Here is a 20,691-nt window from a genome sequence, read left to right on the forward strand (position 1 = left end):
GCAGAAAAGCATTCCCACTGGAGACATATCAATGAACGACATCGCGGACACCTCCCCTGCCCTTGCCGGATCACGCAAGGTTGACCAGTTGCTGGCGCATTACGGCGAAAGCCACCAAAACCCGCGCAACGAACTGATCCACTTCATTGCCATTCCGCTCATCATGTTGAGCCTGGTCGGCATGCTGTTCGCCCTCCATCCCTACGTCGCGTACGCGTTTGTCGCAGCCAGCATGGTTTATTACGCACGTCTGTCAGCGGTATTCTTTGTCAGTATGGCGCTGTGGTCGGCCGTATTCCTGGGCGTGTTGCTGGCGATGGGGTCACTGGTACTGCCGATCTGCGCTGGCATCTTTGTGGGGGCCTGGATCCTGCAGTTCATCGGCCACAAGATCGAAGGCAAGAAACCCTCGTTTTTTGAAGATATCCAGTACCTCTGGGTCGGGCCGTTGTTTGTGCTGAGCAAATTGTTTACGCGTCTAGGTATACGCTGGTGATCCATCCAGCTTGAAAACAAGCTGCCAACCTCCAGTTAAAAGGTTTAAACCTCTCACGGACATCTCGCTTGATCAGCAAAATTCTGCGTTTTTTCTTCAGACTGCTCTTTGGCATCTTCGCGGCGGTGTTTGCCGTCAGCCTGCTGGTCGCAGCGCTGATTGTCGTGGCGCTAAGTCTCCTGAAGTCGCTGGTCACCGGCCGCAAGCCGGCGCCGGCGATGGTGTTTGGCCGTTTTCAGCGCTATTCACCCCAGGGCATGTGGCCAGGCGGACCTGCCCAAGGCGACCCGGCCAGTTCTCGCCCGGGTGATGTGGTGGACGTCGAAGTACGCGAAGTGCGCGACGACAAGCGCCTGCCGTAAAAGCAGCAGACGCTCCACTGCTTCTTCTTTATCTTTACTTACTGCTCCACCAGCTCCACACGGCGGTTTTTCGCCCGGCCGGCCTCGCTGGTGTTGCTGGCCACCGGTGCGATGTTGGCAACACCGCGTGCTGACAGCCGCCTGGCATCGAGCTTGTAGTCCTTGACCAGCGCGGCAACGATGGCCTCGGCCCGGCGCTGGGACAGCGTCTGGTTGGCGTCAAACAACCCCTGGTTGTCCGTGTGGCCGACGATGAAAACTTTCAAGGCACTGTTGTCCTTTAACAATTTGGCCATCTCGGCCAGCTGCGGTCTGGATTCAGTTTTGATGTCAGCCTTGCCGGTGTCGAAGGAAATGCCGTAGAGCGAAATCTTGCCGTCGGTGCTGAGGCCCATGCTGATCTGTTTGGCATTGAGAACACTCACCTTGCCGGTTTCCACGGTCTTGGGTTGTACTATTTGCAGGTAAGTCGCGGCTGAGCCCGCGTAGTCTTTGGCGTCAGCGGGTGCATCGACTGAATAGACGGTGATGTAGCTGTCGACGCCGCCACGGTTCAGTTTGAAAAGGGAAAACCGCAAGTTGGTCGCCAGGGCGCCAAAGACCACATAAACGCCGCTATTGATGCGTTGCGAATCCGGGATGGGGCCGTTCAGCAGGATGTCTCCAGCCGGGCCGCCGCGGCTGTGGCAACCATAGGTGCCGTCCACACAGGTGTAGATCAGCGTGGCGCCGGCCTGCTGCAGGGCTGTTTCGTAGTTGCGCTGGACTTCCAGCGCATTGCGGCCCTTGGGTGAGACATAAAAAAGCTCCTGCACCTCACCTTCCACGGCCAGCCCGGCATCCAGCTTTTTCTCTTTCGCGACAGCTTCCGTCAGCAGCTTCAGGGGTTTGACTTCGGCAAATGGCGCAGCACGCCAGGCCACCAGCCGCGATCCCTGATAGCGGGATATCAGCGGATGGTCTTTGCCGCCCTTCACATCCTGCGCTCCCGCGCCAGCGACAAAAACCAGCACCAAGGCTCCCATAAACAGGCTTCGAATCAACATTGCACCCTTCTCCCTCCAGTTAAAACTCCCGGGAGAATACGGCTTGTTGCTTTGTTGCCGTGGAGACGCCCGGTAACAGTCGGCAACGCTGCCAAAAATGCCAAATTTTTCACTGATTCAAGGCACAGCATCTCCTTATGCGCGACGCCAGATCCCGGCTGGGCTGAAACCGCCCATTGCTATTAAATTTATAGCACCCCCCGCAGATTCCGCCTTGGCCAGAGGCTTTTTTGCCACCCAAGATTGGTAACCCCCCCCCCCCCCGGGAAGCTAGCATCCACATCAAATCGCTCACCAGCCCAATAAGGATGGGCGCCAGCCGCTACTGAATCGATAGCACTCGGGGATCTGGAAGCGGTTTGGCAACGGTACAAACCGATACCGCGCATTTACAAGACAGAAACCAATCCCCCTGAACCAATGACTCACAATTCTGCTCATACCAAGGGTTTCCACTTATTAGCCTTGCGCTATCCGAGTCATTGAACCTATTGCTTAGCACTCTCTCAAACAGAGTGCTAATATTTAGCACCAGACGAAAGGAGTCTTGCTGTGTCTTATGCTCTTTCCCCCGCTTCTTTGACCGCTGTCGCGCCGAAATCCGGCCCGTCCACAGCCGTCAACCCTTGGTCGCTGGTGCCCCCGCTGGGCAACCTGGACGCTTATATTTCCGCCGTAAACCGTCTTCCCATGCTCACTCTGGAGCAGGAGCAGGAATTTGCCAAAAAACTCAAGGAAAACAATGATCTTGATGCTGCCGGTAAGTTAGTGCTCTCTCACTTGCGTTTGGTGGTGTCGATTTCGCGAAAATACCTGGGCTATGGCCTGCCGCATGGCGACCTGATTCAGGAAGGCAATATCGGCCTGATGAAGGCCGTCAAGCGCTTCGACCCGGACCAGAACGTGCGCCTGGTGAGCTATGCCATGCACTGGATCAAGGCCGAGATCCACGAGTACATCCTGAAAAACTGGCGCATGGTCAAGGTCGCCACGACCAAGGCCCAGCGCAAGCTGTTTTTCAACCTGCGCTCAATGAAGCAGGGCTACAAGGACGACGCCGATGTGGCGACGCACCGCGACACCCTGACGGAAGGCCAGATCGACTCGATGGCCAAGACGTTGAACGTCAAGCGCGAGGAAGTCATGGAGATGGAGCAGCGCATGTCGGGCGGTGACGTGCTGCTGGACCCGAGCCCGAGCGATGACGGCGAAGACGCCTTTGGCCCGATTGCCTACCTGGCCGACGCCACGCAGGAGCCGACGGCGCTGATGGAGTCGCGCCAGCGCGACAATCTGGCATCGAATGGCATCACCGCAGCGCTGGAAGATCTCGACCCGCGTTCGCGGCGCATCGTGGAAGAGCGCTGGCTCAAGGTAAACGACGACGGTTCAGGCGGCATGACGCTGCACGACCTGGCCGACGAGTACAAGGTCAGTGCAGAACGCATTCGCCAGATTGAAGTAGCGGCCATGAAGAAAATGAAGAAGGTGCTGGCGGCTTACGCATAAAAACTGCAGCTAGCAGTTCTTCACCTTCTAAAGACAGCCCGCACAGCAACGTGCGGGCTTTTTCTTTTCCGCAGCGGGTTGTTCCCTACTCGTGCCCCCTGCTGATGCGGCGTCGACTATGAATCAAGCCGCAGATGCAAGGCGGGACCAACCACTCAGGTGTTTTTCAGCAGCAGGCGGATGTCCGATGCCAGGCCTTCAGCGCCGCTGCCGTAACGGTTGTACAGGCGAACGCGCCCTTGGCCGTCGAAAATGTAGCTGCCCGCGGAATGGTCCATGGTGTAGCTGCCAGGTGTCTTGCCGTCGACCTTTTTGTAATACACCTTGAAGTCCTTGGCGACCTGAGGCAACTGATCCATCGTGGGCCGCAGCGCCACAAAGGTCGGGTCAAAATTACCCATATAGGCCTTTAGCAGTTCGGGCGTATCGCGTTCCGGGTCGACGGTGATGAAGATCGCCTGCAGCTTGCTACCGTCGGCGCCCAGCAGCTTCTTGACCTCGGCCAGCTCGGCCATAGAGGTCGGGCACACGTCGGGGCACTGCGTGAAACCGAAGAACACCACAACCACTTTGCCGGCAAAGTCCTTGAGCGTGCGCACCTGTCCATTGTGGTCGGCAAGCGTGAAACCCTGCGCGTAGTCGGCACCGGTGAGGTCAATGCTTTTGAACTGCGGCTTGTCAGGTGCGCAGCCAGCCAACAAGCCAAAAGCGCCCGCAGCCAGCACCAATGCCACATTACTTGCTATATTTTTGATAGCCGATCGCCGGCCGGAGAAATCAGAGGGGCGCGTAACGTGAAGTTTCATGAGGCAGGCCTAGACGAGGTAATGGTCAATCAGCAGCGCTGCGAACAGCACCGAAAGATGTATCAGCGAAAAGCGGAAGGTCTTGCGTGCCAGCACGTCGGAATAATTGCGCCACAGGCGAAAGCCATACCAGCTGAAGCCGATGCTGAGCACCACGGCAACCACCAGGTAGAGCCAGCCGCTCATCTTGAAGATGAAGGGCATGAGGCAGGCAGGGAAAAGTACCAGCGTGTACAAGAACACCTGCAGGCGCGTGAACTCGTTGCCGTGGGTGACGGGCAGCATGGGCAGGCCGGACTTGCGGTAGTCCTCGACGCGGTAGAGTGCCAGCGCCCAGAAGTGCGGCGGCGTCCAGAGAAAAATGATCAGGAAAAGGATCAATGCCTCTGGCCCGACCGAGCCGGTCATGGCGGCCCAGCCCAGCACCGGCGGCATGGCGCCCGAGGCACCGCCGATCACGATGTTCTGCGGCGTCATCGGCTTCAGGATCACGGTGTAGACCACTGCATAGCCAATAAAAGTGGCAAAGGTGAGCCACATGGTGAGCGGATTGACCCATACATACAGAATCCACGAACCGAGCGCGCACAGTGCGGCCGAAAAAGAGAGCGTCAGCGGATTGCTGAGTTCGCCCTTGGCCGTGGGGCGCCATGCCGTGCGGCGCATGCGGGCGTCGATCTGCTGCTCGACCAGGCAGTTGAAGGCGGCAGCGGCGCCGGCCACCAGCCAGATGCCGGCACAAGCAATCAGCGCGAGCTTCACCTCAGGCCAGGCGGGCACGCCGGGAACGGCCAGCACCATGCCGATCAGGGCGCAAAACACGATGAGTTGCACCACGCGCGGCTTGGTCAGCGCATAAAACTGCGCGAACTTCGACGGAACGTGGGGCGCGGCGGAAGCCGGAGCGGCTGACGGGGTGCTGGGATTCATGGGGAAGGGGTAGTCAATTTTGACGCATGTGCTGCAAAGGGCTCGCTTCGGCTCGAAAAAACCACGCCACTGAGCACAATGACAAGCGCCGCCGCGCCGCCGGTATGCATCACCGCGGCAAGCAGGGGCCAGCCCAGCACGACGTTGCTGACGCCTGTGACAGCCTGCAACAGGACGAGCCCCGCCAGCCAGCGCGCGGAGGTGCGAAAAGCGGAAACGCGGTGCAGGTAAAAGGCCAGCGCCAGAAACACCGCAAACACAAAGTAAGCCATCAGGCGATGAACGTAGTGAATGGCCGTGAGCGCTTCAAAGCTGATATTGGCACCGCCATGGCCTGCCCCCAACCCGCGCCACAGCGTGAAGCCCTGGTTGAAGTCCATGGGCGGCCAGAGCGAGTTTTGACAAGCCGGAAAGTCGGTGCAGGCCAACACGGCATAGTTGGTGCTGACCCAGCCGCCCAGGGCGATCTGCACCCAGAGCAATGCAAAGGCCGCGAGTACTGCCAGGCGCAGGCCGCCGGAAAGAATGATGACGTTGTCGCCGTACGCCTGCGCATACCGCACCGCCTGCGCGCGCAACAGGGCCAGCAAACCCAGACCGCCCAGCAGGTGCATCGTGACGATGGCGGGAAAGAGTTTCATCGTGACAGTAAGCGCGCCGAATGCGCCCTGCAGGCACACCCAGATCAAAGTCACAGTGGGCCACCAAGGGGAAACTGAGCCCCCACGCTTTTCACTTTGTGTAATGCGCTGCCCCCCAAGGGGGCTGTCCGACCTAAGGGCTGCCCGTCGGTCGGACGATATCCGCTTGCGCTCCAGCCAACTGGTGACCGTGAGCGTAAGGATCAATACGCCGACACCGGTGGCCAGATAGCGGTGGATCATCTCAATCCACGCCTTGGAGTGCGTGACCGGGCCGGTCGGCATCGCCGTCTGCGCAGCTTCGATGTGGATTTGTGCGCCCACCGGGCTGGCGCTGCCATAACAACCGGGCCAGTCAGGGCAACCCAGGCCAGAATCGGTGAGCCGGGTGAAGGCGCCGAAGATCACCAGGTCAAACGTCAGGAACAGTGTGACCAGCGTTAACACACGCAAGCGCTGCGTCACCGACGCATTTTTGTTGTGCATCCACACCCAGGCTAACGGCCCGAGCGCAACCACCAGGCCCATGATCATCAGGCGCAGGGCGGGGCTCAGGTCGTAAAGGTTTTGCGCGGTCATGATCAAAAGTAACGGTAACCCGCAACGTCCTGAAGGTATTCAGGCAAGCCGGGGCCGCGGGACTGGCTTTGCCAGACCGCAGGCGCAGCGGCCCCCTCGGGGGGCAGGGAGCTACACGCAGTGAGCGACCGTGGGGGCGTCATCTACCGGCCTTCCTTGTCCCAGCTGTTGGACGCACGGAGCAGGCGATCCAGGTCACGCTTGGCCTTGGCGGCAGCGGCTGCGTCCATGTCGGCCGGGAAACGCATCATCCAGTTGCCAATAGGGTCAACGAGGTAAAGGTGGTCTTCGAGGCGCTTGCCCGCCTCCGGCTGCAGCCACTGCGTCAGGTCGGCAGGCGCGACACGCAACACCGACGATGACGCCAAAGCCGGGAGCAATGCATCGCGCACAGGTGCTTCATCCATCACCAGCCAGACACGATCCAGGCGCTCTTTTTCCTTGCCCAGCGACTCACGGAGCTGGCGCTGGAAATACAGGTTCTGCTCACACCTCGCATCACAGGCACCACCGGACACGCTGACCAGCAACCATTGGTCTTTGAGCGCAGTCAAGGTTCCGGCCCGGCCATCCAGTGCGCGCGTCACCAGCGGCGGCAACGGCCGCTGCGGATCGATCAATTCGCCGAAATTGCGGCGGCCTTCAGGCCGGATCACGTAGTAGGTGAAATAGGACGCGATCACCGGCGATGCGCATACCAGCAGCACGGCCAGCATTTTCCAGCGGCCGGCGATGGTGCTGGGCGCGCGCGTACTGGTCTGGTCGAGTACGGGCATTGCATGCACCGTCAGGCCCAGGGGTTGGTCTTGCACGGCGGATGCCGCGCGGGTTGAAGAAGTGTCAGGCGTATCGTTTGTCACGGGAGTTGTCACGGCGTTGGCTGGCCGTGTGATTGATTGCGCATATGGGCACGAAGAGGAAGAAGCAGTTGAAACCAGCCATACAGGATGATCACCAGGCCACAAAGCCCGAACCACTGGAAGGCATATCCGTAATGTTTGTCCACGCCCACATTGGGTGCGGCCCATTCACGAAGCAGGCCCTGGCTGGCAGCGCCGGTCTGAAGCAGCGAGACTTCCAGCAGGGGCAAACCGGTTTCCTTGCGGAAAGCGGACAAGTCCAGATTTTGCCGTATCCGGCCGCGCTCAACCCCGGTGAATTCATAGAGCCTTGAAGGCGGCGGGGCAATGCGCCCCTCGACCGTCACGCCGCCCGGAGGCGTTGAAACATCCGGCAGGCGTGTGCGGTCGGCAAAGTTACGCGGCACCCAGCCGCGCTGCACCAGGATGGCCTGCGACGTGCCTTCGAGCGCCAAGGGCGTCACCACCAAAAAGCCCGTCTTGCCGCTCATGGGGCGGTTGTCGAGGTAAACCGTGTGTTCCGTCAACCATGTTCCCTTGAGCGCGGCAGGCCGATGGACCTCGTCGGTGACGTTTGGAGCCGCCACTAGCGAGCGCGCATCCAGCACGGGAAGCCTGCCTTTTGAGTCGATGGCGGCCTGGAGCCCTTCTTTTTGCGCGGCGCGGCGCAACTGCCATTGCCCCAGCGAAAAGGTCGTGCCGGCAACCACCAATGCGGCCACGGTGAGAAGCCAGAAGCGCCGGGAGTGCAAAGCATGTGTCATGAGCCGATAATCCTGTTCATGACTTACCTCATTGCACTGGCATTTATCGCCATCTTCGCCAGCCTGGCTTCAGCGCTTTTCTTCATGCTTAAAGGCGGCCAGAACAACGAAGAAGGGAGCAAACGCAAAACCAGCAATATGGCGCGCGCATTGGCGTTCCGTATCGGGTTTTCAGTCTTGCTGTTTGTCTGCATTCTGATTGCGTGGAAGCTCGGTTATATCCAGCCCACCGGCATCCCGGCCGGTAAATAAGCGCCACTCCCGTGACGAAAAAATAACAAAGGCCGCATCAAGCGGCCTTTGGTTGAGCGGCCTTGGCCGCAGTTGGTCCCTTACAACCAGTACACCAGGATGTAGAGGCCCAGCCACACCACATCCACAAAGTGCCAGTACCAGGCGGCGCCTTCAAAACCGAAGTGTTTCTCTGGCGTGAAGTGACCTTTTTGCAGGCGCAGGGTAATGAACAGCAGCATCAGCATGCCGACAAACACGTGGAAGCCGTGGAAACCCGTGAGCAGGAAGAAGGTCGAACCGTACACACCGGACGAAAGCTTCAGATTCATCTCGGTGTAGGCATGGAAGTATTCATAACCTTGCACGAACAGGAAGACCACGCCGAGTGCGACGGTCGCCCACATAAAGGCAATGGTCCGTGCGCGTTTGCCTTCGATCAAGGCATGGTGGGCGATGGTGATGGTGACACCGGAGCTGAGCAACAGGGCCGTGTTGACGGTAGGCAAAGAACCCATGATGCTGGCCCAGAGGCCGCCGCCTATCACAAGCGGCTTCATGGCCGTGAACGGCTCGATGATGTCTGCCGGCGAGGTCGTGGCACCGGCCACGATCGAAGGCCAGGCCGCCTTGAAGTCAGGCCAGAGCAGTGCGTTTTCCAGGCTGCCCAGCGCGGGCAAGGAGTGTGAGCGAGCCCACCACAGCGCGGTAAAAAAGGCGCCGAAAAACATCACTTCGGAAAAAATAAACCAGCTCATGCTCCAGCGGAAAGACAAATCAATCTTGCGGCCGTACATACCGCCTTCGCTTTCAGCGATGGACTCGCTGAACCAGCGGAACAGCGTCACCAGCCACCAGACCATGCCGAAAGCCAGCGACCAGGCGCCCCACGAGGCGCCGTTAATCCATTGGCCGGCACCGAGGATGACAAAAAACAGGCCGATAGCCGCCATGACCGGATGGCTGGACGGGCTGGGAACAAAGTAATGGGGGGTTGACCCGTGGGTTGCTGATGACATCGCTCGACTCCTGTTTTTCTCTCGAATTTCCAAATAATCTTTAGTTCAAACCGCGGTTGCTGGATCGACGCACCGTTTAGCGCGCCACCATCCAGTTCACCAGCAGCACCAGGGCTGCGACAAACACAAACACGGCAATCAACCCAACCCCGATGATGTAAAGAGGATTCAAGTTCTTCACGTCTTCTTCGTAATCACCGCGCGCACGCAGGCCTACGAACGACCAGGCCACCGCCTTGACCGTACGCCAGAAAGAGGGTTTGACGGGTGCCGTGGCCATGCTCATGCGCCTGCCTGGTTCACAAATACGGTGGCAGCTGTCGTCGCCTTGGTCGTTGCCGGCGCGGCCGGCGTCTTGCCGCCCACTTCAAAAAAGGTATACGACAAGGTGATCGTGCCAACGTCTTTGGACAGTTTCGGGTCGATCACAAATGCCACCGGCCACTGTTTTTTCTCGCCGGGCGCCAAGGTGTACTGGCTGAAGCAAAAACATTCGAGTTTGTTGAAATGAGCACCCGCTTGTGCTGGCGCATAGCTGGGGATCGCTTGCGCAGACATGGTCCGGTCCTGCACATTCTGGAATTCGTACATCACCGTGGTCAACTCGCCGGGATGCACCTGCACTGAGTTCTGGGCAGGCTTGAAATGCCAGGGGCCACGTGAATTCGCATCAAACTCAACCGTGATGGTTCGTGTGCGGTCCACTTGCGTGTTGGCAGGAATGGTCGCCGTGGCACCTGGAATACGCTGGTCACCAAGCGCCAGCACGTTGATGCCGGTCATCTCGCAAATCGCCTTGTAGATGGGCACGAGTGCATAACCGAAGGCAAACATGCCGAGCACGATCACGGCCAGCTTGCCCATCATGTTGAAGTTTTCGCGCTTGAGCCGCATCACAGGGGGTATCGGTTTGAGCCTGCAGTCAATCAGGCTGGCTCAGCGGGCCAGAAAAATCATTTTGGCCATGAAGCCAGCAAAAAAGACGACCGCCACCGAAGCGAGTATCAGCGCCAGCTTCAGGTTGCTTTTCTTTTGCTCGGGTGTCATGCGTTGTTACCGGTTCAGGTCAATCAGCCAATCACGCGGGTTGCCGTGGCATCCAGCTTGGGTGGCGTTTCATAGGTGTGGAAAGGCGCAGGGGATGGAACTTCCCATTCGAGACCTTCGGCGCCCTTGCCACCTTCATCCACCCAGGGGTTTTGCTTGGCGGGCACACCTTTGCCGCGCATCGTGGGAACCACAATGAACAGGAAGAAATACAGTTGGGCGAAACCGAAGAAGAAGGCGCCCACGCTGGCCACGGCGTTGAAGTCCGCGAATTGCATCGGGTAATCGGCATAACGGCGCGGCATGCCGGCCAGGCCCAGGAAGTGCATCGGGAAGAAGGTCACGTTGAAGGAAATCAGCGACCACCAGAAATGGATCTTGCCGCGGGTTTCGTTGTACATCACGCCCGTCCATTTGGGCGACCAGTAGTAGTAGCCGGCAAACAAGGCGTAGAGAGATCCGGCCACCAGCACGTAGTGGAAGTGGGCCACGACGTAATACGTGTCCTGCAGTTGTGTGTCGATGGGTGCGACCGAGAGGATCACGCCGGTCAGGCCGCCGATCGTGAACACGAAGATGAAGCCCACCGCAAACAGCATGGGGGTTTCAAAGGTCATGGAACCGCGCCACATCGTGGCGATCCAGTTGAACACCTTCACGCCCGTGGGCACGGCGATCAACATGGTGGAGTACATGAAAAACAGCTGGCCCGTGACAGGCATGCCGGTGGTGAACATGTGGTGCGCCCACACGACGAAACTCAGGATGGCGATGGAGCCGGTGGCGTACACCATGGAGGCGTAGCCGAACAGGCGCTTGCGCGAGAAGGCGGGAATGATCTGGCTGATGATGCCGAAGGCCGGCAAGATCATGATGTAGACCTCGGGGTGGCCGAAGAACCAGAAGATGTGCTGGTACATCACCGGGTCGCCGCCGCCGGCGGGGTTAAAGAAGCTGGTGCCGAAGTGGCGGTCAGTCAACGTCATGGTGATGGCGCCCGCGAGCACGGGCATCACGGCGATCAACAGGTAAGCAGTGATCAGCCAGGTCCAGCAGAACATCGGCATCTTCATCAGCGTCATGCCGGGAGCGCGCATGTTCAGGATGGTCACGATGATGTTGATCGAGCCCATGATGGACGAAGCGCCCAGGATATGCATCGCAAAAATACCGGCGTCCATGGACGGACCCATCTGCAGCGTGAGCGGTGCATAGAGCGTCCAGCCCGCGGCGGGCGCGCCGCCTGGCATGAAGAATGAGCCGGCCAGCATGATGCCGGCAGGAATCATCAGCCAGAAGCTGAAGTTGTTCATGCGGGCAAAAGCCATGTCAGCCGCGCCGATCTGCAGCGGGATCATCCAGTTCGCAAAACCAACAAAGGCCGGCATGATGGCGCCGAACACCATGATCAGGCCGTGCATGGTGGTGAGCTGGTTGAACAGCTCGGGATTGACCAGTTGCAGCCCGGGCTGGAAGAGCTCAGCACGAATCATCAACGCCAGCAAGCCGCCGAACATCAACATGAAGAAACTGAACAACAGGTACAGCGTGCCAATGTCTTTGTGATTAGTCGCAAACACCCAACGACGCCAGCCCGTGGGGGCATGGTGATCGTGGTCATCATGTGCGTGATCGTGATGGTCTAGAACTGCACTCATCTTGGCTTCCTTTGGTGGCTTTGGCCTGTAGCTTTATCTTGGCGGCCGGCACGGGTCGCGCCGGCGGATTCTGGTCGTGGGGACGTATCTGGCTTATTTGCGGGCAGCCTGCACTTCAGCAGGCTGGACAATCTGGCCGGTTTGGTTGGACCAGTTGTTCTTGGTGTAGCTGGCAACGGCCGCAAGATCGGTATCGCTCAGCGCTTTCCACGACGGCATGGCACCACCAGCGGCGCCGTTCAGCAAAATCGCGATCTGCTTTTTGTGGTCCGCATCCAGAACAACTGGCGAACCGTCCAGAGCCTTGATCGGGCCGGCGCCTTTGCCATTGGCCTGGTGGCAGGCGGCACAGTTGGCGGCGTACACTTTTTCGCCCCGGGCCTTCAGGTCCACCAACGTCCAGACTTTGGACGGATCATCCGCCTTGGCAGCGGCTTCTTTGGCCTTGACAGCTACCCATGCGCTGTAGTCTGCTGCGGAAACGACCTTCACATGGATAGGCATGTAGGCATGCTCCTTGCCACAAAGTTCCTGGCACTGGCCGTAGTAGTCGCCTTCTTTTTCCGCACGAAACCAGGTGTCGCGCACGAAACCGGGAATCGCATCCTGCTTGATACCGAAGGCCGGCACCGCGAAAGCATGGATCACGTCGTTAGCGGTGGTGATGATGCGGATTTTTTTGTTGACCGGAACAACCAGCGGATTGTCGACCTTGAGCAGGTAGTTGTCGGGAGCTTCGCCGGCTTTAGGCCCGCCGTTGTCAGACATTTCACGGTGCGTATTGTCGAGCGTTGAGACGAAGCCAATGCCCTCGCCTTCGCCTTTGATGTAGTCGTAGCCCCATTTCCACTGGATACCGGTGGCCTTGATGGTGAGGTCGGCGCTGGTGGTGTCTTTCTGGGCGACCAGCACTTTGGTGGCCGGCAGTGCCATGGCAATCACGATGAGGAAAGGCACGACGGTCCAGGCGATTTCCACCGCGGTGGACTCGTGAAAATTGGCCGACTTGTGGCCTACCGATTTGCGGTGTTTCACGATGGAGTAAAACATCACACCGAACACCGCCACGAAGATCACAAGGCAGATGGCCATCATGAACCAATGCAGCCACTGCTGCTCGGCGGCGATCTTGGTGGCTGCCGGATGCAGGTTCAGCTGATTGACGGCCGGGCCGCCCGGCAGGTCGTTGACAGCGTAAGCAGCGGTGCTGACCCAGGCTGCCGCAGATGCCAGAGTTGCGCCCGCATGCTGCATGCCAAGCCGTGTCATTTTGCTCATGGTGTTGCTTACGTTCATCGTGATCACTTTTTCTGCTTCAATTACCGACGTTACCGACCAAATTAACCTGCTGATTATAAAGTTAGCGGCAAGTCTTCCCGCCGCACCCGAACTGACACAAGTCTTTCAGGCGTTGTCAGTTGCCCGCAACGCCATACGGATCTCACGTGCGAGTGCGGGGCGCAGCTCCGGCCGCACATGCCGCCCGACCTGAACGGAACGGCCCTGCCCGAACACCTCAATCAGCGACCCATCCCCACCCTTGGGCTCGATTCGGACCCATTCGCGGTTGAATTCAGCCCGCTCGGTGCGCCCTGCTGTTTCCAGCTCCACCACGAGTTGCCCACCCTGAAGGACAATTTTTTCGCCATCCCCCGCATGCCGGGCATATGCCACAAATGCGGCTCCCACCGCCACCAGCTCGATCCATGCAAAAGGCATCACCATGGTGGCTCCCTGCAGCCAGAAAAATGCGGCAATTCCCAATGACACGCCGCATAACGACACATACAGCCACCCCAGCTGTGCCGGTGTGAGTGAGCAGTGACGCTTGAGAAGCCACAACACAGCATCGTGGCTGTGGGCGCCCTGCGCGGGCAAGGTGGCAAAACGAAACGCTGGTGTTGGCTGCAGCATGTGGCAACCCTCAAAAAACTGCGGTCAATGCCAGGCATTGGCCGCATGAGGCTTGGGAACATACCCAAAAATTCAGCTTTGAATTGTAGCCGGGTTTGGCCTGCCGCCCCCCTGAAAACACCCCTTGTCCCGGCAATTGCGCGCGTCGGCTGGCGCCAGCGCAACACCCGGCGCCTCAGGTGCCGGATCGCTCGCCCTGCAGCATGCTGCGCATGTCGGCCACGGACACAGCACTCAGCGTGCTGACTTTGATCCTGGGCGCTGCTTTCAGTGCATGGCCGTAGATGACTTCAAAGGTGAGGGACAGCCGCCCGTCTTCGCCTTTTATCAGGTGGCGGGACATCGCACTTTCAAGCCGCGCCTTCCAGGCCCGCCCCCGCAGGGCCGGAAACCTTGCGGGATGGAAATTGCGCCCCAGCTCCCGGAGATCCTCCAGCAGCCGTGCCGCTGTCACGTAGGTCAACGTGATGCGCTCCATGTCCATCACGGGCTCGGCAAATCCCGCCTGCACGAGCATATCGCCCCAGTCGTGCATATCGGTCAATTCATGCCCAGCGGGGGGCCATCCCAGCTGTCTGTACACATCGCGCAGTTCTTTCGCGGTGTCCGGGCCGAGGCATGAAAACATCAGGAAGCCACCCACCTTCAGCGTCTGGTGCCATTGCGCAAGCAGGGCTTGCGGATCAGCAGACTCATGCAGCGCCATGTTGGCCCACAGCATGTCGGCACTTCCTGGCGGCGGCGCCTCAAAGCGCACCGGGGCTGCAGTCCATCGCCGGGGACTCCACCAGGAATTTGCTATCTTTTTAATAGCTTCTTGCGCACGTTCAGCGCCGGCCTCATGCACAAAACACTTGGCGTTTTGGTAGATTTTGGTCAGTTCCGCGTGCGCCTTCACCCCCCCGCGCAGCGCTCCCCAATGCACCCAGGTGCGCGGCTGCAGCTTGATCCACTGCAACCGGTCCATCATGCGCCCTGCCACCTCTTCATGAAGCCATGGTGATGCCAGGGGCGCGGTGCGATTCCAACGGCCGACGGCAATCGGATCGAGCGTAGGTGGGCGCTGTGTGGAGGGCATGAAGGGCGCGACGGGCTCGCTGAAAGTGGGCGGGGAAAGTACGCGAGTATATTGACACGGTGTTCAATCGCCTGCTTGTTTCTGCCGCCGGGCTGCCTCGCCTGCCCGGCCTCAGCCTTTTCCATAGCGTTGCCAGCCAGTGCGCTGTATGCCGAAGCTGGCCGGCGCGCCAGGTATGCGAGGCATGTGTAACCCGTTTCGCCGCTACCCTGCCCCGTTGCAGTCGTTGCGCGCTCTCCCTGCCTGGCGATCTGTCCATGGGTCTGCGGACCGGTCCACAGCTGTGCGGCGCCTGTGTCAGCCGTCCACCGCCGCTGGACGGCGCCTTTGCCGCTGTGCACTATGCCTACCCCTGGTCCACCCTGATTGCGGGTTATAAATTCGGTGAACAACACGGCTGGGCCGCTTTTTTTGCCGGCCTGATGCTCCAGCCGCCCGGTGTGACCGAGCTCTTGGGCGGGCTGGATTCTTGTGACTGGATCGCTCCGATGCCGCTGTCAACACAGCGCCTGCAGGCTCGGGGGTTCAACCAGGCATGGGCACTGTGCATTGCGCTGGCCCGACAGGCAAAAACACAAGCGCATGTCGATGCCCAACTGCTCTTGCGGGTAAAACACACACGCCCGCAAAGCCAGCTCAAACGCAAAGACCGGCTGGCCAATGTCAAAGGTGCCTTTCAGGTCGACCCGCTGCGCGCAGCTCAATTGCAAGGCCGGCGTGTGGTGCTGGTGGACGACGTGATGACGAGCGGCGCTTCGCTTCACACCGCCGCGCAGGTTTTGCGGGATGCGGGTGCTGCGCATATTACGGCCCTCGTCCTCGCCCGAACGCAGCAATAGCCCCCGGCTGGCTTTTTTATCGCTGGATGACGGCGGGCCGCACGACAATCCAGTCATGTTCAATATTGTTCTGGTCGAACCCGAAATCCCTCCCAACACCGGTAACGTCATCCGGCTGGCGGCCAATACCGGCTGCCGGCTTCACCTGGTAGAACCGCTGGGGTTTTCGATGGACGACAAACACATGCGCCGGGCGGGGCTCGATTACCACGAGTACGCCCAGGTGCTGCGGCATGTCAGCTGGCAAGCCTTCCTTGAAAGTGAGCAACCGCCCTCTGACAGGCTCTTTGCCATGACCACGCACGGATCCGGCAGTGTCTACGACGCGCGCTTCCTGCCGGGCGACTGGCTGGTTTTCGGCGCCGAAACCCGCGGCCTGGCGCCAGAGTTACGTGAATCCTTTGCGCCACAGCAGCGCCTCAAGGTTCCCATGCTGGCGGGCCAGCGTAGCCTGAACCTCTCCAATACCGTGGCCGTTACCGTGTTTGAGGCCTGGCGGCAAAACGGGTTTGCAGGATCGCCCGGGTGAGACATAAGTCCGCTTTTGCCGCCTTTCGGCACGCCCCGGCTTGTCAATGCCTAGGTGAAAACCCTATACTTTAATGCTTCAAGCCTAAAGTTCTTGTTGCAGGCCCCGAACGTGCGGATTGCCATACCCGGCCTTTCCCTGCGTTATCCCTTCCCCACCGCCCAGTCCACAAGACTGGAAGGAAAACACAGTGAATATGGTCATCCAGCGTATTTTCGGCAGCAGCACGTCCCGTGCGTCCAGCCCCGCCAGAACCGTCAACCGGCTTTCCATCGAGCAGATTCAGGAAAGTCTGCGCAGCCTCCTGCATGATTGCGAAGATCCACGCACCCCGCGGGTGATCTACAAGATCAACCTCGCCAAAACCCCTTCCGACCTGTGGTTGCTGCGCAGCGACCTGCACCAATGCATCGCGCATGCGCATACCCAGACCGAAGCGGCTGAACGCATCAACGGCCTGATCGGGGTTTTTGAAGGCTGGCTGCCGGCCAGCCAGCTGACGCGCATCTAGATCCAGCGGCCATCAAAGCGTTCAGGGGTAGCGCCGTACCAGTGACTCGGCGACGCATACCGGCTTGGCTGACCCCTCACGTTCTACCGTCACTTCCCAAGTCATTTGCATCCCGTCATTGGCAATCGCTTCGGCGGCCAGCAGCTTCATGCGCGCGCGCAGGCGGCTGCCCACCGGCACAGGCGAGGTGAAGCGCACTTTATTGAGGCCATAGTTCACGCCCATGCGCGAGCCGGTGATCTCAAACGACGACTCAAAAAAACGCGGAAGCAGCGACAGCGTCAGGAAGCCGTGGGCAATGGGCCCGCCAAACGGGCCGGCCGCCGCTTTTTCGACGTCGACATGAATCCACTGATGATCACCCGTGGCCTCGGCAAACAGATTGACCTGCTGCTGCGTGATGGTGATCCAGTCGCTCACGGCGACTTCCTGGCCGATGCAGGCTGCCACGTCAGCCAGGGTTTCAAAAGTTTTCATTCCGCCACTGTAGCGGCACGGATGAGCAGGGCATGTCGGCTCAGCGACAAACCGGCGCGGCGCTCAAAAGTTCAGCGGTCCAGCCACTGGCAAATGCCTTGCCACTGTTCCATGTCTTTTTCAACCCGGCTCGGAGCCACGTCAAACACGGTCAGGCCGCGGGCCGCCAGATGGATGTAGTTTTGCGTGTCGCGCAGGTAGCCCAGCACCGGCAGGCCCAGGCCTTCGACGAACCCGCGCAGCTTGTCGGCGGCAATCGTGCGCGAATCCACGCGCATGCCGACAATGCCGACCTGCATCTTGCCGGCATGCTTGTGCTCGGCCAGTTGGTCCAGAAAAGTGCGGGTGGCAAAGATGTCGAAGACGCTGGGTTGCAGCGGCACGATGACTTTGTCGGCGAGCTTTAAAACATCGTTGAAGCGCCAGCCGTGCAGCCCGCCCGGCGTGTCGAGCACCACATGCGTCGTGCCCTTGGGGGGTCTGACGATCAGGTCGGCGTTCACATCCCAGGTGGCGATCGGGCGGGCGGCCGGCGGACGCAGACCCAGCCACAGCCGTGAAGACTGTTGCCGGTCGGCGTCTCCCAGCATGACCGAATGGCCTTTGCTGGCGTAGTAGCCGGCAACATTGGTGGCCAGCGTCGTCTTGCCGACGCCCCCCTTCGGATTGGCGATCACAACCACGGGCATGCGAATCTCCTCGGTGTTCAGGGAAGAGCCCTGATCTTGCTCTTGCTTTTCCGCTATGGTAACGGCATGGACACAGTTCTCACAACCACTCATAAGACCACAGACGATGTGGCAAACCCTGACATTTATGTCATTGCTGCCCACCCAGCGTGGCGTGAATCCCGGGTCAACCGCCCGCTGATGGAGGCCGCCAAGGCCCTGCCGCGCGTGCAGGTGCAAGATCTCTACTCCAGCTATCCCGACTATGCCATCGACGTTCAGCGGGAACAGGCCGCCCTTGAACGCGCCCGGCTGGTAGTCCTGGTGCACCCCATCCAGTGGTATTCGATGCCGCCGCTGCAAAAACTCTGGCTCGATGATGTGCTCACCTACGGCTGGGCCTACGGCGGAGGTGAAGAAGCCCGGGGCCGGGCGCTGGAGGGCAAAGATCTCTGGCTGGTAGCCACTACCGGTGGTCCCGAGGAGTCCTACCACCCGCAAGGCTACAACCGCTATTTCTTTGATGCCTTCCTTCCTCCTTACGAACAGACGGCGGCCCTGTGTGGCATGCGGTTCCTGCCACCGCTGATGCTGCACGGTGCCCACACCGTCGACAGGCAAACCGTGGTCAGCCATGTCGAAACCTTCAGCCAGCGCTTGCAAAGCTATCCCGACTGGCCTGAGCTGGAAGACCTGGAACAATGCGCCGCGTGTGTGGTGCCGATGCGAGACCGGTCTGTGGCAAACGACGATGGGAGCGAATTTTCCGCCGGGCCGCCCCAAGGAAAATTAACCCCCTCGGGGGGCAGCGCCTTACACGAAGTGAACAGCGTGGGGGCCCTATAACCATGGAGCATGCACCCGCCTGGCTGACTAACAGCCTTATCTATCTAGCCGCTGCGGTCATCGCAGTACCCCTGGCCAAAAAACTCGGCCTCGGCTCCATCATCGGCTACCTCGCCGCAGGCATCGCCATCGGCCCCTGGGGCCTGGGCCTGGTCACCAACGTGCAAGACATCCTTCACTTTGCCGAATTCGGCGTGGTGCTGATGCTTTTTCTTGTCGGCCTCGAACTCGAACCCAAGCGCCTGTGGAACTTGCGGCGTCCCATCTTCGGCTGGGGCAGCGCACAGGTGCTGGGCTGCGCCGTGCTGCTGACCGGTGTGGCCATGGCTTTTGGCGTCAGTTGGCAAATCGCGCTGGTAGCCGGTTTGGGCCTCGCACTGTCGTCCACCGCGATTGCCCTGCAGGCCATCGGCGAGCGCCACATGATGCCGACCTCCAGCGGGCAGGCCGGATTTTCCATTTTGCTGTTTCAGGACGTGGCGGCCATTCCGATTCTGGCCCTGCTTCCTTTGCTGGGCGCGGTATCTGCAGGAAATGAGGCTGCAGCCCAAGCCAACACTTGGCTTGAAGCTCTCAAAATCGTAGCAGCCATCGCTGCCATCATCCTGGGTGGGCGCCTTTTGCTGCGTCCGCTGCTGCGCTGGATCGCCAACAGCGGCACGCCGGAGATCTTCACGGCGGCCTCTTTGCTGTTAGTGGTGAGCATCGCAGCGCTGATGCAATTCGTGGGCCTGTCGATGGCACTGGGCGCCTTTCTGGCCGGCGTGCTGCTGGCCGAAAGCGAATACCGGCGCGAACTCGAAACCGACATCGAGCCCTTCAAGGGCCTGCTGCTGGGGCTCTTTTTTATTGCCGTGGGCATGAGCATCGATTTCGGCGTGCTATGGAAGTCGCCCGGCCTCATGGCTGCCATCCTGTTCGGCTTTCTGGGAGTGAAGCTGGTGGTGATTTATGGCCTGGCGCGCCTCATGAAGCTGCCTTTTCAGGAGCGCCCGGTATTTGCGGTGCTGCTGGCGCAGGGCGGCGAATTCGCCTTCGTGGTGTTCCAGGCGGCTGCTGGGGCGAAGGTGTTTTCCGCCGAAACCGCTTCACTGCTGATAGGGGCAGTGGCGCTGTCCATGCTGCTCAGCCCGCTGCTGCTGGTGGCCGTCGACAAAATCCTGCTGCCGCGTTGGGCCGGCTGCGACACGCCGCAGCTGGAGGAAATCTCCGAACAACAGGCTGCGCCCATCATCATCGCCGGCTTCGGCCGCTACGGCCAGATCGTCGGCCGCATGCTGCTGGCCCAGGGCATCCCGGCCACGGTGCTGGACCACGACGCCGAAATGGTGGAAACCGTGCGCGCCTTCGGCTACCGGGTGTTCTACGGCGATGCGACACGGCTGGACTTGCTGCGCACTGCCGGCGCCGCTACCGCCAAAATCCTGGTGCTTTCAGTCGACGACATGGAGCAGTCGCTCAGGATCGTCGACCTGGCGCGTGAGCATTTTCCGCAGATGCAGATCGTTGCCCGCGCCCGCGACGTGACGCACTGGAACGCACTGCGTGACCGGGGCGTCATGCAAGTGGAACGCGAGGTGTTCGAGTCCAGCCTGCGCAGCGCGCGCACCGTGCTGGAGCTGCTGGGCCAACCGCCCCATGAGGCGCGCCAGGCCGCCATGCGGTTTCGCCAGCACAACCTGGAGCTGTTCGAACGCATGTATCCGCACCGCAAAGACCGCACCAAGGTCATCGCCGTGGCGACGCAGGGGCGCCTGCAGCTTGAAGAACAACTCGCCCAGGAACGGCAGCAACAGGCGCTGCGCCGGCCTGCAGCATGGCACAACCAGGATTTTCAGTAAGAAAACTGACTCCAACTCCTTGATAACGGGCGGGAGTTGC

Annotated in this window: 25 protein-coding genes; 9 read left to right on the forward strand and 16 right to left on the reverse strand. The window is 60.1% G+C overall.

What is annotated here, in order from left to right:
* Window positions 1–31: 31 nt before the first annotated feature.
* Both ACQ4MS_RS04750 and ACQ4MS_RS04755 read left to right on the forward strand, forming a co-directional pair.
* Window positions 32–496 (forward strand): DUF962 domain-containing protein, encoded by a 465-nt coding sequence (locus tag ACQ4MS_RS04750; RefSeq protein WP_431098061.1) that lies wholly within the window; start codon window positions 32–34, stop codon window positions 494–496.
* A 68-nt stretch (window positions 497–564) separates the two neighbouring features.
* A complete protein-coding gene (locus ACQ4MS_RS04755; RefSeq protein WP_431098062.1) occupies window positions 565–858 on the forward strand; it encodes a hypothetical protein in 294 nt (97 codons plus the stop codon).
* Window positions 859–896: 38 nt separating this feature from the next.
* Here the strand turns inward: ACQ4MS_RS04755 and ACQ4MS_RS04760 are convergent, their stop codons facing one another.
* The gene (locus ACQ4MS_RS04760; RefSeq protein WP_431098063.1) at window positions 897–1,904 is read right to left on the reverse strand and encodes an OmpA family protein; all 1,008 of its coding nucleotides are present in this window, start codon (window positions 1,902–1,904) and stop codon (window positions 897–899) included.
* A 579-nt stretch (window positions 1,905–2,483) separates the two neighbouring features.
* Here ACQ4MS_RS04760 and rpoH point away from each other — a divergent pair.
* A complete protein-coding gene (rpoH, locus tag ACQ4MS_RS04765; RefSeq protein WP_431099535.1) occupies window positions 2,484–3,413 on the forward strand; it encodes an RNA polymerase sigma factor RpoH in 930 nt (309 codons plus the stop codon).
* Between the two features lie 155 nt (window positions 3,414–3,568).
* Here rpoH and ACQ4MS_RS04770 read toward each other — a convergent pair whose 3' ends face one another.
* The 5 genes from ACQ4MS_RS04770 to ACQ4MS_RS04790 all read right to left on the reverse strand — a co-directional run bounded on the left by ACQ4MS_RS04770 (window position 3,569) and on the right by ACQ4MS_RS04790 (window position 7,993).
* A complete protein-coding gene (locus ACQ4MS_RS04770; protein ID WP_431098065.1) occupies window positions 3,569–4,219 on the reverse strand; it encodes an SCO family protein in 651 nt (216 codons plus the stop codon).
* A 9-nt stretch (window positions 4,220–4,228) separates the two neighbouring features.
* Window positions 4,229–5,149 carry a heme o synthase gene (cyoE, locus tag ACQ4MS_RS04775; protein WP_431098066.1) on the reverse strand — a complete coding sequence of 307 codons (921 nt, stop codon included), beginning with the start codon at window positions 5,147–5,149 and terminating at the stop codon, window positions 4,229–4,231.
* Complete coding sequence (locus ACQ4MS_RS04780; RefSeq protein ID WP_431098067.1) at window positions 5,146–6,369, reverse strand: COX15/CtaA family protein; 1,224 nt, start codon at window positions 6,367–6,369, stop codon at window positions 5,146–5,148. The genes cyoE and ACQ4MS_RS04780 overlap by 4 nt, the downstream gene beginning before the upstream one ends.
* Before the next feature lie 143 nt (window positions 6,370–6,512).
* Window positions 6,513–7,145, reverse strand: coding sequence for a hypothetical protein (locus ACQ4MS_RS04785; protein ID WP_431099536.1), 633 nt, complete (start codon window positions 7,143–7,145; stop codon window positions 6,513–6,515).
* A 92-nt stretch (window positions 7,146–7,237) separates the two neighbouring features.
* Window positions 7,238–7,993 carry an SURF1 family protein gene (locus ACQ4MS_RS04790; RefSeq protein ID WP_431098069.1) on the reverse strand — a complete coding sequence of 252 codons (756 nt, stop codon included), beginning with the start codon at window positions 7,991–7,993 and terminating at the stop codon, window positions 7,238–7,240.
* Window positions 7,994–8,011: 18 nt separating this feature from the next.
* On the opposite strand from ACQ4MS_RS04790, the gene ACQ4MS_RS04795 reads away from it, so the two are divergent.
* Window positions 8,012–8,245: a twin transmembrane helix small protein gene (locus tag ACQ4MS_RS04795; protein WP_431098070.1), complete on the forward strand. Its 234-nt coding sequence runs from the start codon at window positions 8,012–8,014 to the stop codon at window positions 8,243–8,245.
* An 80-nt stretch (window positions 8,246–8,325) separates the two neighbouring features.
* Here the strand turns inward: ACQ4MS_RS04795 and ACQ4MS_RS04800 are convergent, their stop codons facing one another.
* From ACQ4MS_RS04800 to ACQ4MS_RS04835, 8 genes are all read right to left on the reverse strand, one after another.
* Complete coding sequence (locus ACQ4MS_RS04800) at window positions 8,326–9,243, reverse strand: cytochrome c oxidase subunit 3 (protein ID WP_431098071.1); 918 nt, start codon at window positions 9,241–9,243, stop codon at window positions 8,326–8,328.
* A gap of 76 nt (window positions 9,244–9,319) precedes the next feature.
* Complete coding sequence (locus ACQ4MS_RS04805; RefSeq protein WP_431098073.1) at window positions 9,320–9,529, reverse strand: DUF2970 domain-containing protein; 210 nt, start codon at window positions 9,527–9,529, stop codon at window positions 9,320–9,322.
* Window positions 9,526–10,137 carry a cytochrome c oxidase assembly protein gene (locus tag ACQ4MS_RS04810; protein ID WP_431098074.1) on the reverse strand — a complete coding sequence of 204 codons (612 nt, stop codon included), beginning with the start codon at window positions 10,135–10,137 and terminating at the stop codon, window positions 9,526–9,528. The genes ACQ4MS_RS04805 and ACQ4MS_RS04810 overlap by 4 nt, the downstream gene beginning before the upstream one ends.
* A 42-nt stretch (window positions 10,138–10,179) precedes the next feature.
* A complete protein-coding gene (locus ACQ4MS_RS04815; protein WP_431098075.1) occupies window positions 10,180–10,290 on the reverse strand; it encodes a cytochrome oxidase small assembly protein in 111 nt (36 codons plus the stop codon).
* 23 nt (window positions 10,291–10,313) lie between these two features.
* Window positions 10,314–11,948 carry a cytochrome c oxidase subunit I gene (gene ctaD / locus ACQ4MS_RS04820; RefSeq protein ID WP_431098076.1) on the reverse strand — a complete coding sequence of 545 codons (1,635 nt, stop codon included), beginning with the start codon at window positions 11,946–11,948 and terminating at the stop codon, window positions 10,314–10,316.
* Between the two features lie 93 nt (window positions 11,949–12,041).
* Window positions 12,042–13,226, reverse strand: coding sequence for a cytochrome c oxidase subunit II (coxB, locus tag ACQ4MS_RS04825; protein ID WP_431098077.1), 1,185 nt, complete (start codon window positions 13,224–13,226; stop codon window positions 12,042–12,044).
* 126 nt (window positions 13,227–13,352) lie between these two features.
* Window positions 13,353–13,862 (reverse strand): DUF2244 domain-containing protein, encoded by a 510-nt coding sequence (locus ACQ4MS_RS04830; protein WP_431098078.1) that lies wholly within the window; start codon window positions 13,860–13,862, stop codon window positions 13,353–13,355.
* A gap of 175 nt (window positions 13,863–14,037) precedes the next feature.
* Window positions 14,038–14,940 (reverse strand): biotin synthase, encoded by a 903-nt coding sequence (locus ACQ4MS_RS04835; RefSeq protein ID WP_431098079.1) that lies wholly within the window; start codon window positions 14,938–14,940, stop codon window positions 14,038–14,040.
* Between the two features lie 257 nt (window positions 14,941–15,197).
* Here ACQ4MS_RS04835 and ACQ4MS_RS04840 point away from each other — a divergent pair, with 257 nt between their 5' ends.
* From ACQ4MS_RS04840 to ACQ4MS_RS04850, 3 genes are all read left to right on the forward strand, one after another.
* Window positions 15,198–15,779 (forward strand): ComF family protein, encoded by a 582-nt coding sequence (locus ACQ4MS_RS04840; protein ID WP_431098080.1) that lies wholly within the window; start codon window positions 15,198–15,200, stop codon window positions 15,777–15,779.
* Between the two features lie 55 nt (window positions 15,780–15,834).
* Window positions 15,835–16,308, forward strand: coding sequence for a tRNA (uridine(34)/cytosine(34)/5-carboxymethylaminomethyluridine(34)-2'-O)-methyltransferase TrmL (trmL, locus tag ACQ4MS_RS04845; protein WP_431098082.1), 474 nt, complete (start codon window positions 15,835–15,837; stop codon window positions 16,306–16,308).
* Window positions 16,309–16,498: 190 nt separating this feature from the next.
* Window positions 16,499–16,819 carry a hypothetical protein gene (locus tag ACQ4MS_RS04850; protein WP_431098083.1) on the forward strand — a complete coding sequence of 107 codons (321 nt, stop codon included), beginning with the start codon at window positions 16,499–16,501 and terminating at the stop codon, window positions 16,817–16,819.
* A 21-nt stretch (window positions 16,820–16,840) separates the two neighbouring features.
* Here the strand turns inward: ACQ4MS_RS04850 and ACQ4MS_RS04855 are convergent, their stop codons facing one another.
* Window positions 16,841–17,296, reverse strand: coding sequence for a MaoC family dehydratase (locus ACQ4MS_RS04855; protein ID WP_431098085.1), 456 nt, complete (start codon window positions 17,294–17,296; stop codon window positions 16,841–16,843).
* A 71-nt stretch (window positions 17,297–17,367) separates the two neighbouring features.
* A complete protein-coding gene (locus ACQ4MS_RS04860; RefSeq protein ID WP_431098086.1) occupies window positions 17,368–17,985 on the reverse strand; it encodes an AAA family ATPase in 618 nt (205 codons plus the stop codon).
* 66 nt (window positions 17,986–18,051) lie between these two features.
* Between ACQ4MS_RS04860 and ACQ4MS_RS04865 the strand changes: the two genes are divergently transcribed.
* Both ACQ4MS_RS04865 and kefC read left to right on the forward strand, forming a co-directional pair.
* Complete coding sequence (locus tag ACQ4MS_RS04865) at window positions 18,052–18,810, forward strand: NAD(P)H-dependent oxidoreductase (RefSeq protein ID WP_431098087.1); 759 nt, start codon at window positions 18,052–18,054, stop codon at window positions 18,808–18,810.
* 2 nt (window positions 18,811–18,812) lie between these two features.
* Window positions 18,813–20,651, forward strand: a complete 1,839-nt coding sequence (kefC, locus tag ACQ4MS_RS04870; protein ID WP_431098088.1) for a glutathione-regulated potassium-efflux system protein KefC — start codon at window positions 18,813–18,815, stop codon at window positions 20,649–20,651.
* Window positions 20,652–20,691: the final 40 nt, after the last annotated feature.

Origin of the sequence: Polaromonas aquatica (assembly GCF_050626995.1) — a bacterium.
Lineage (GTDB): Bacteria > Pseudomonadota > Gammaproteobacteria > Burkholderiales > Burkholderiaceae_C > Polaromonas > Polaromonas aquatica_A.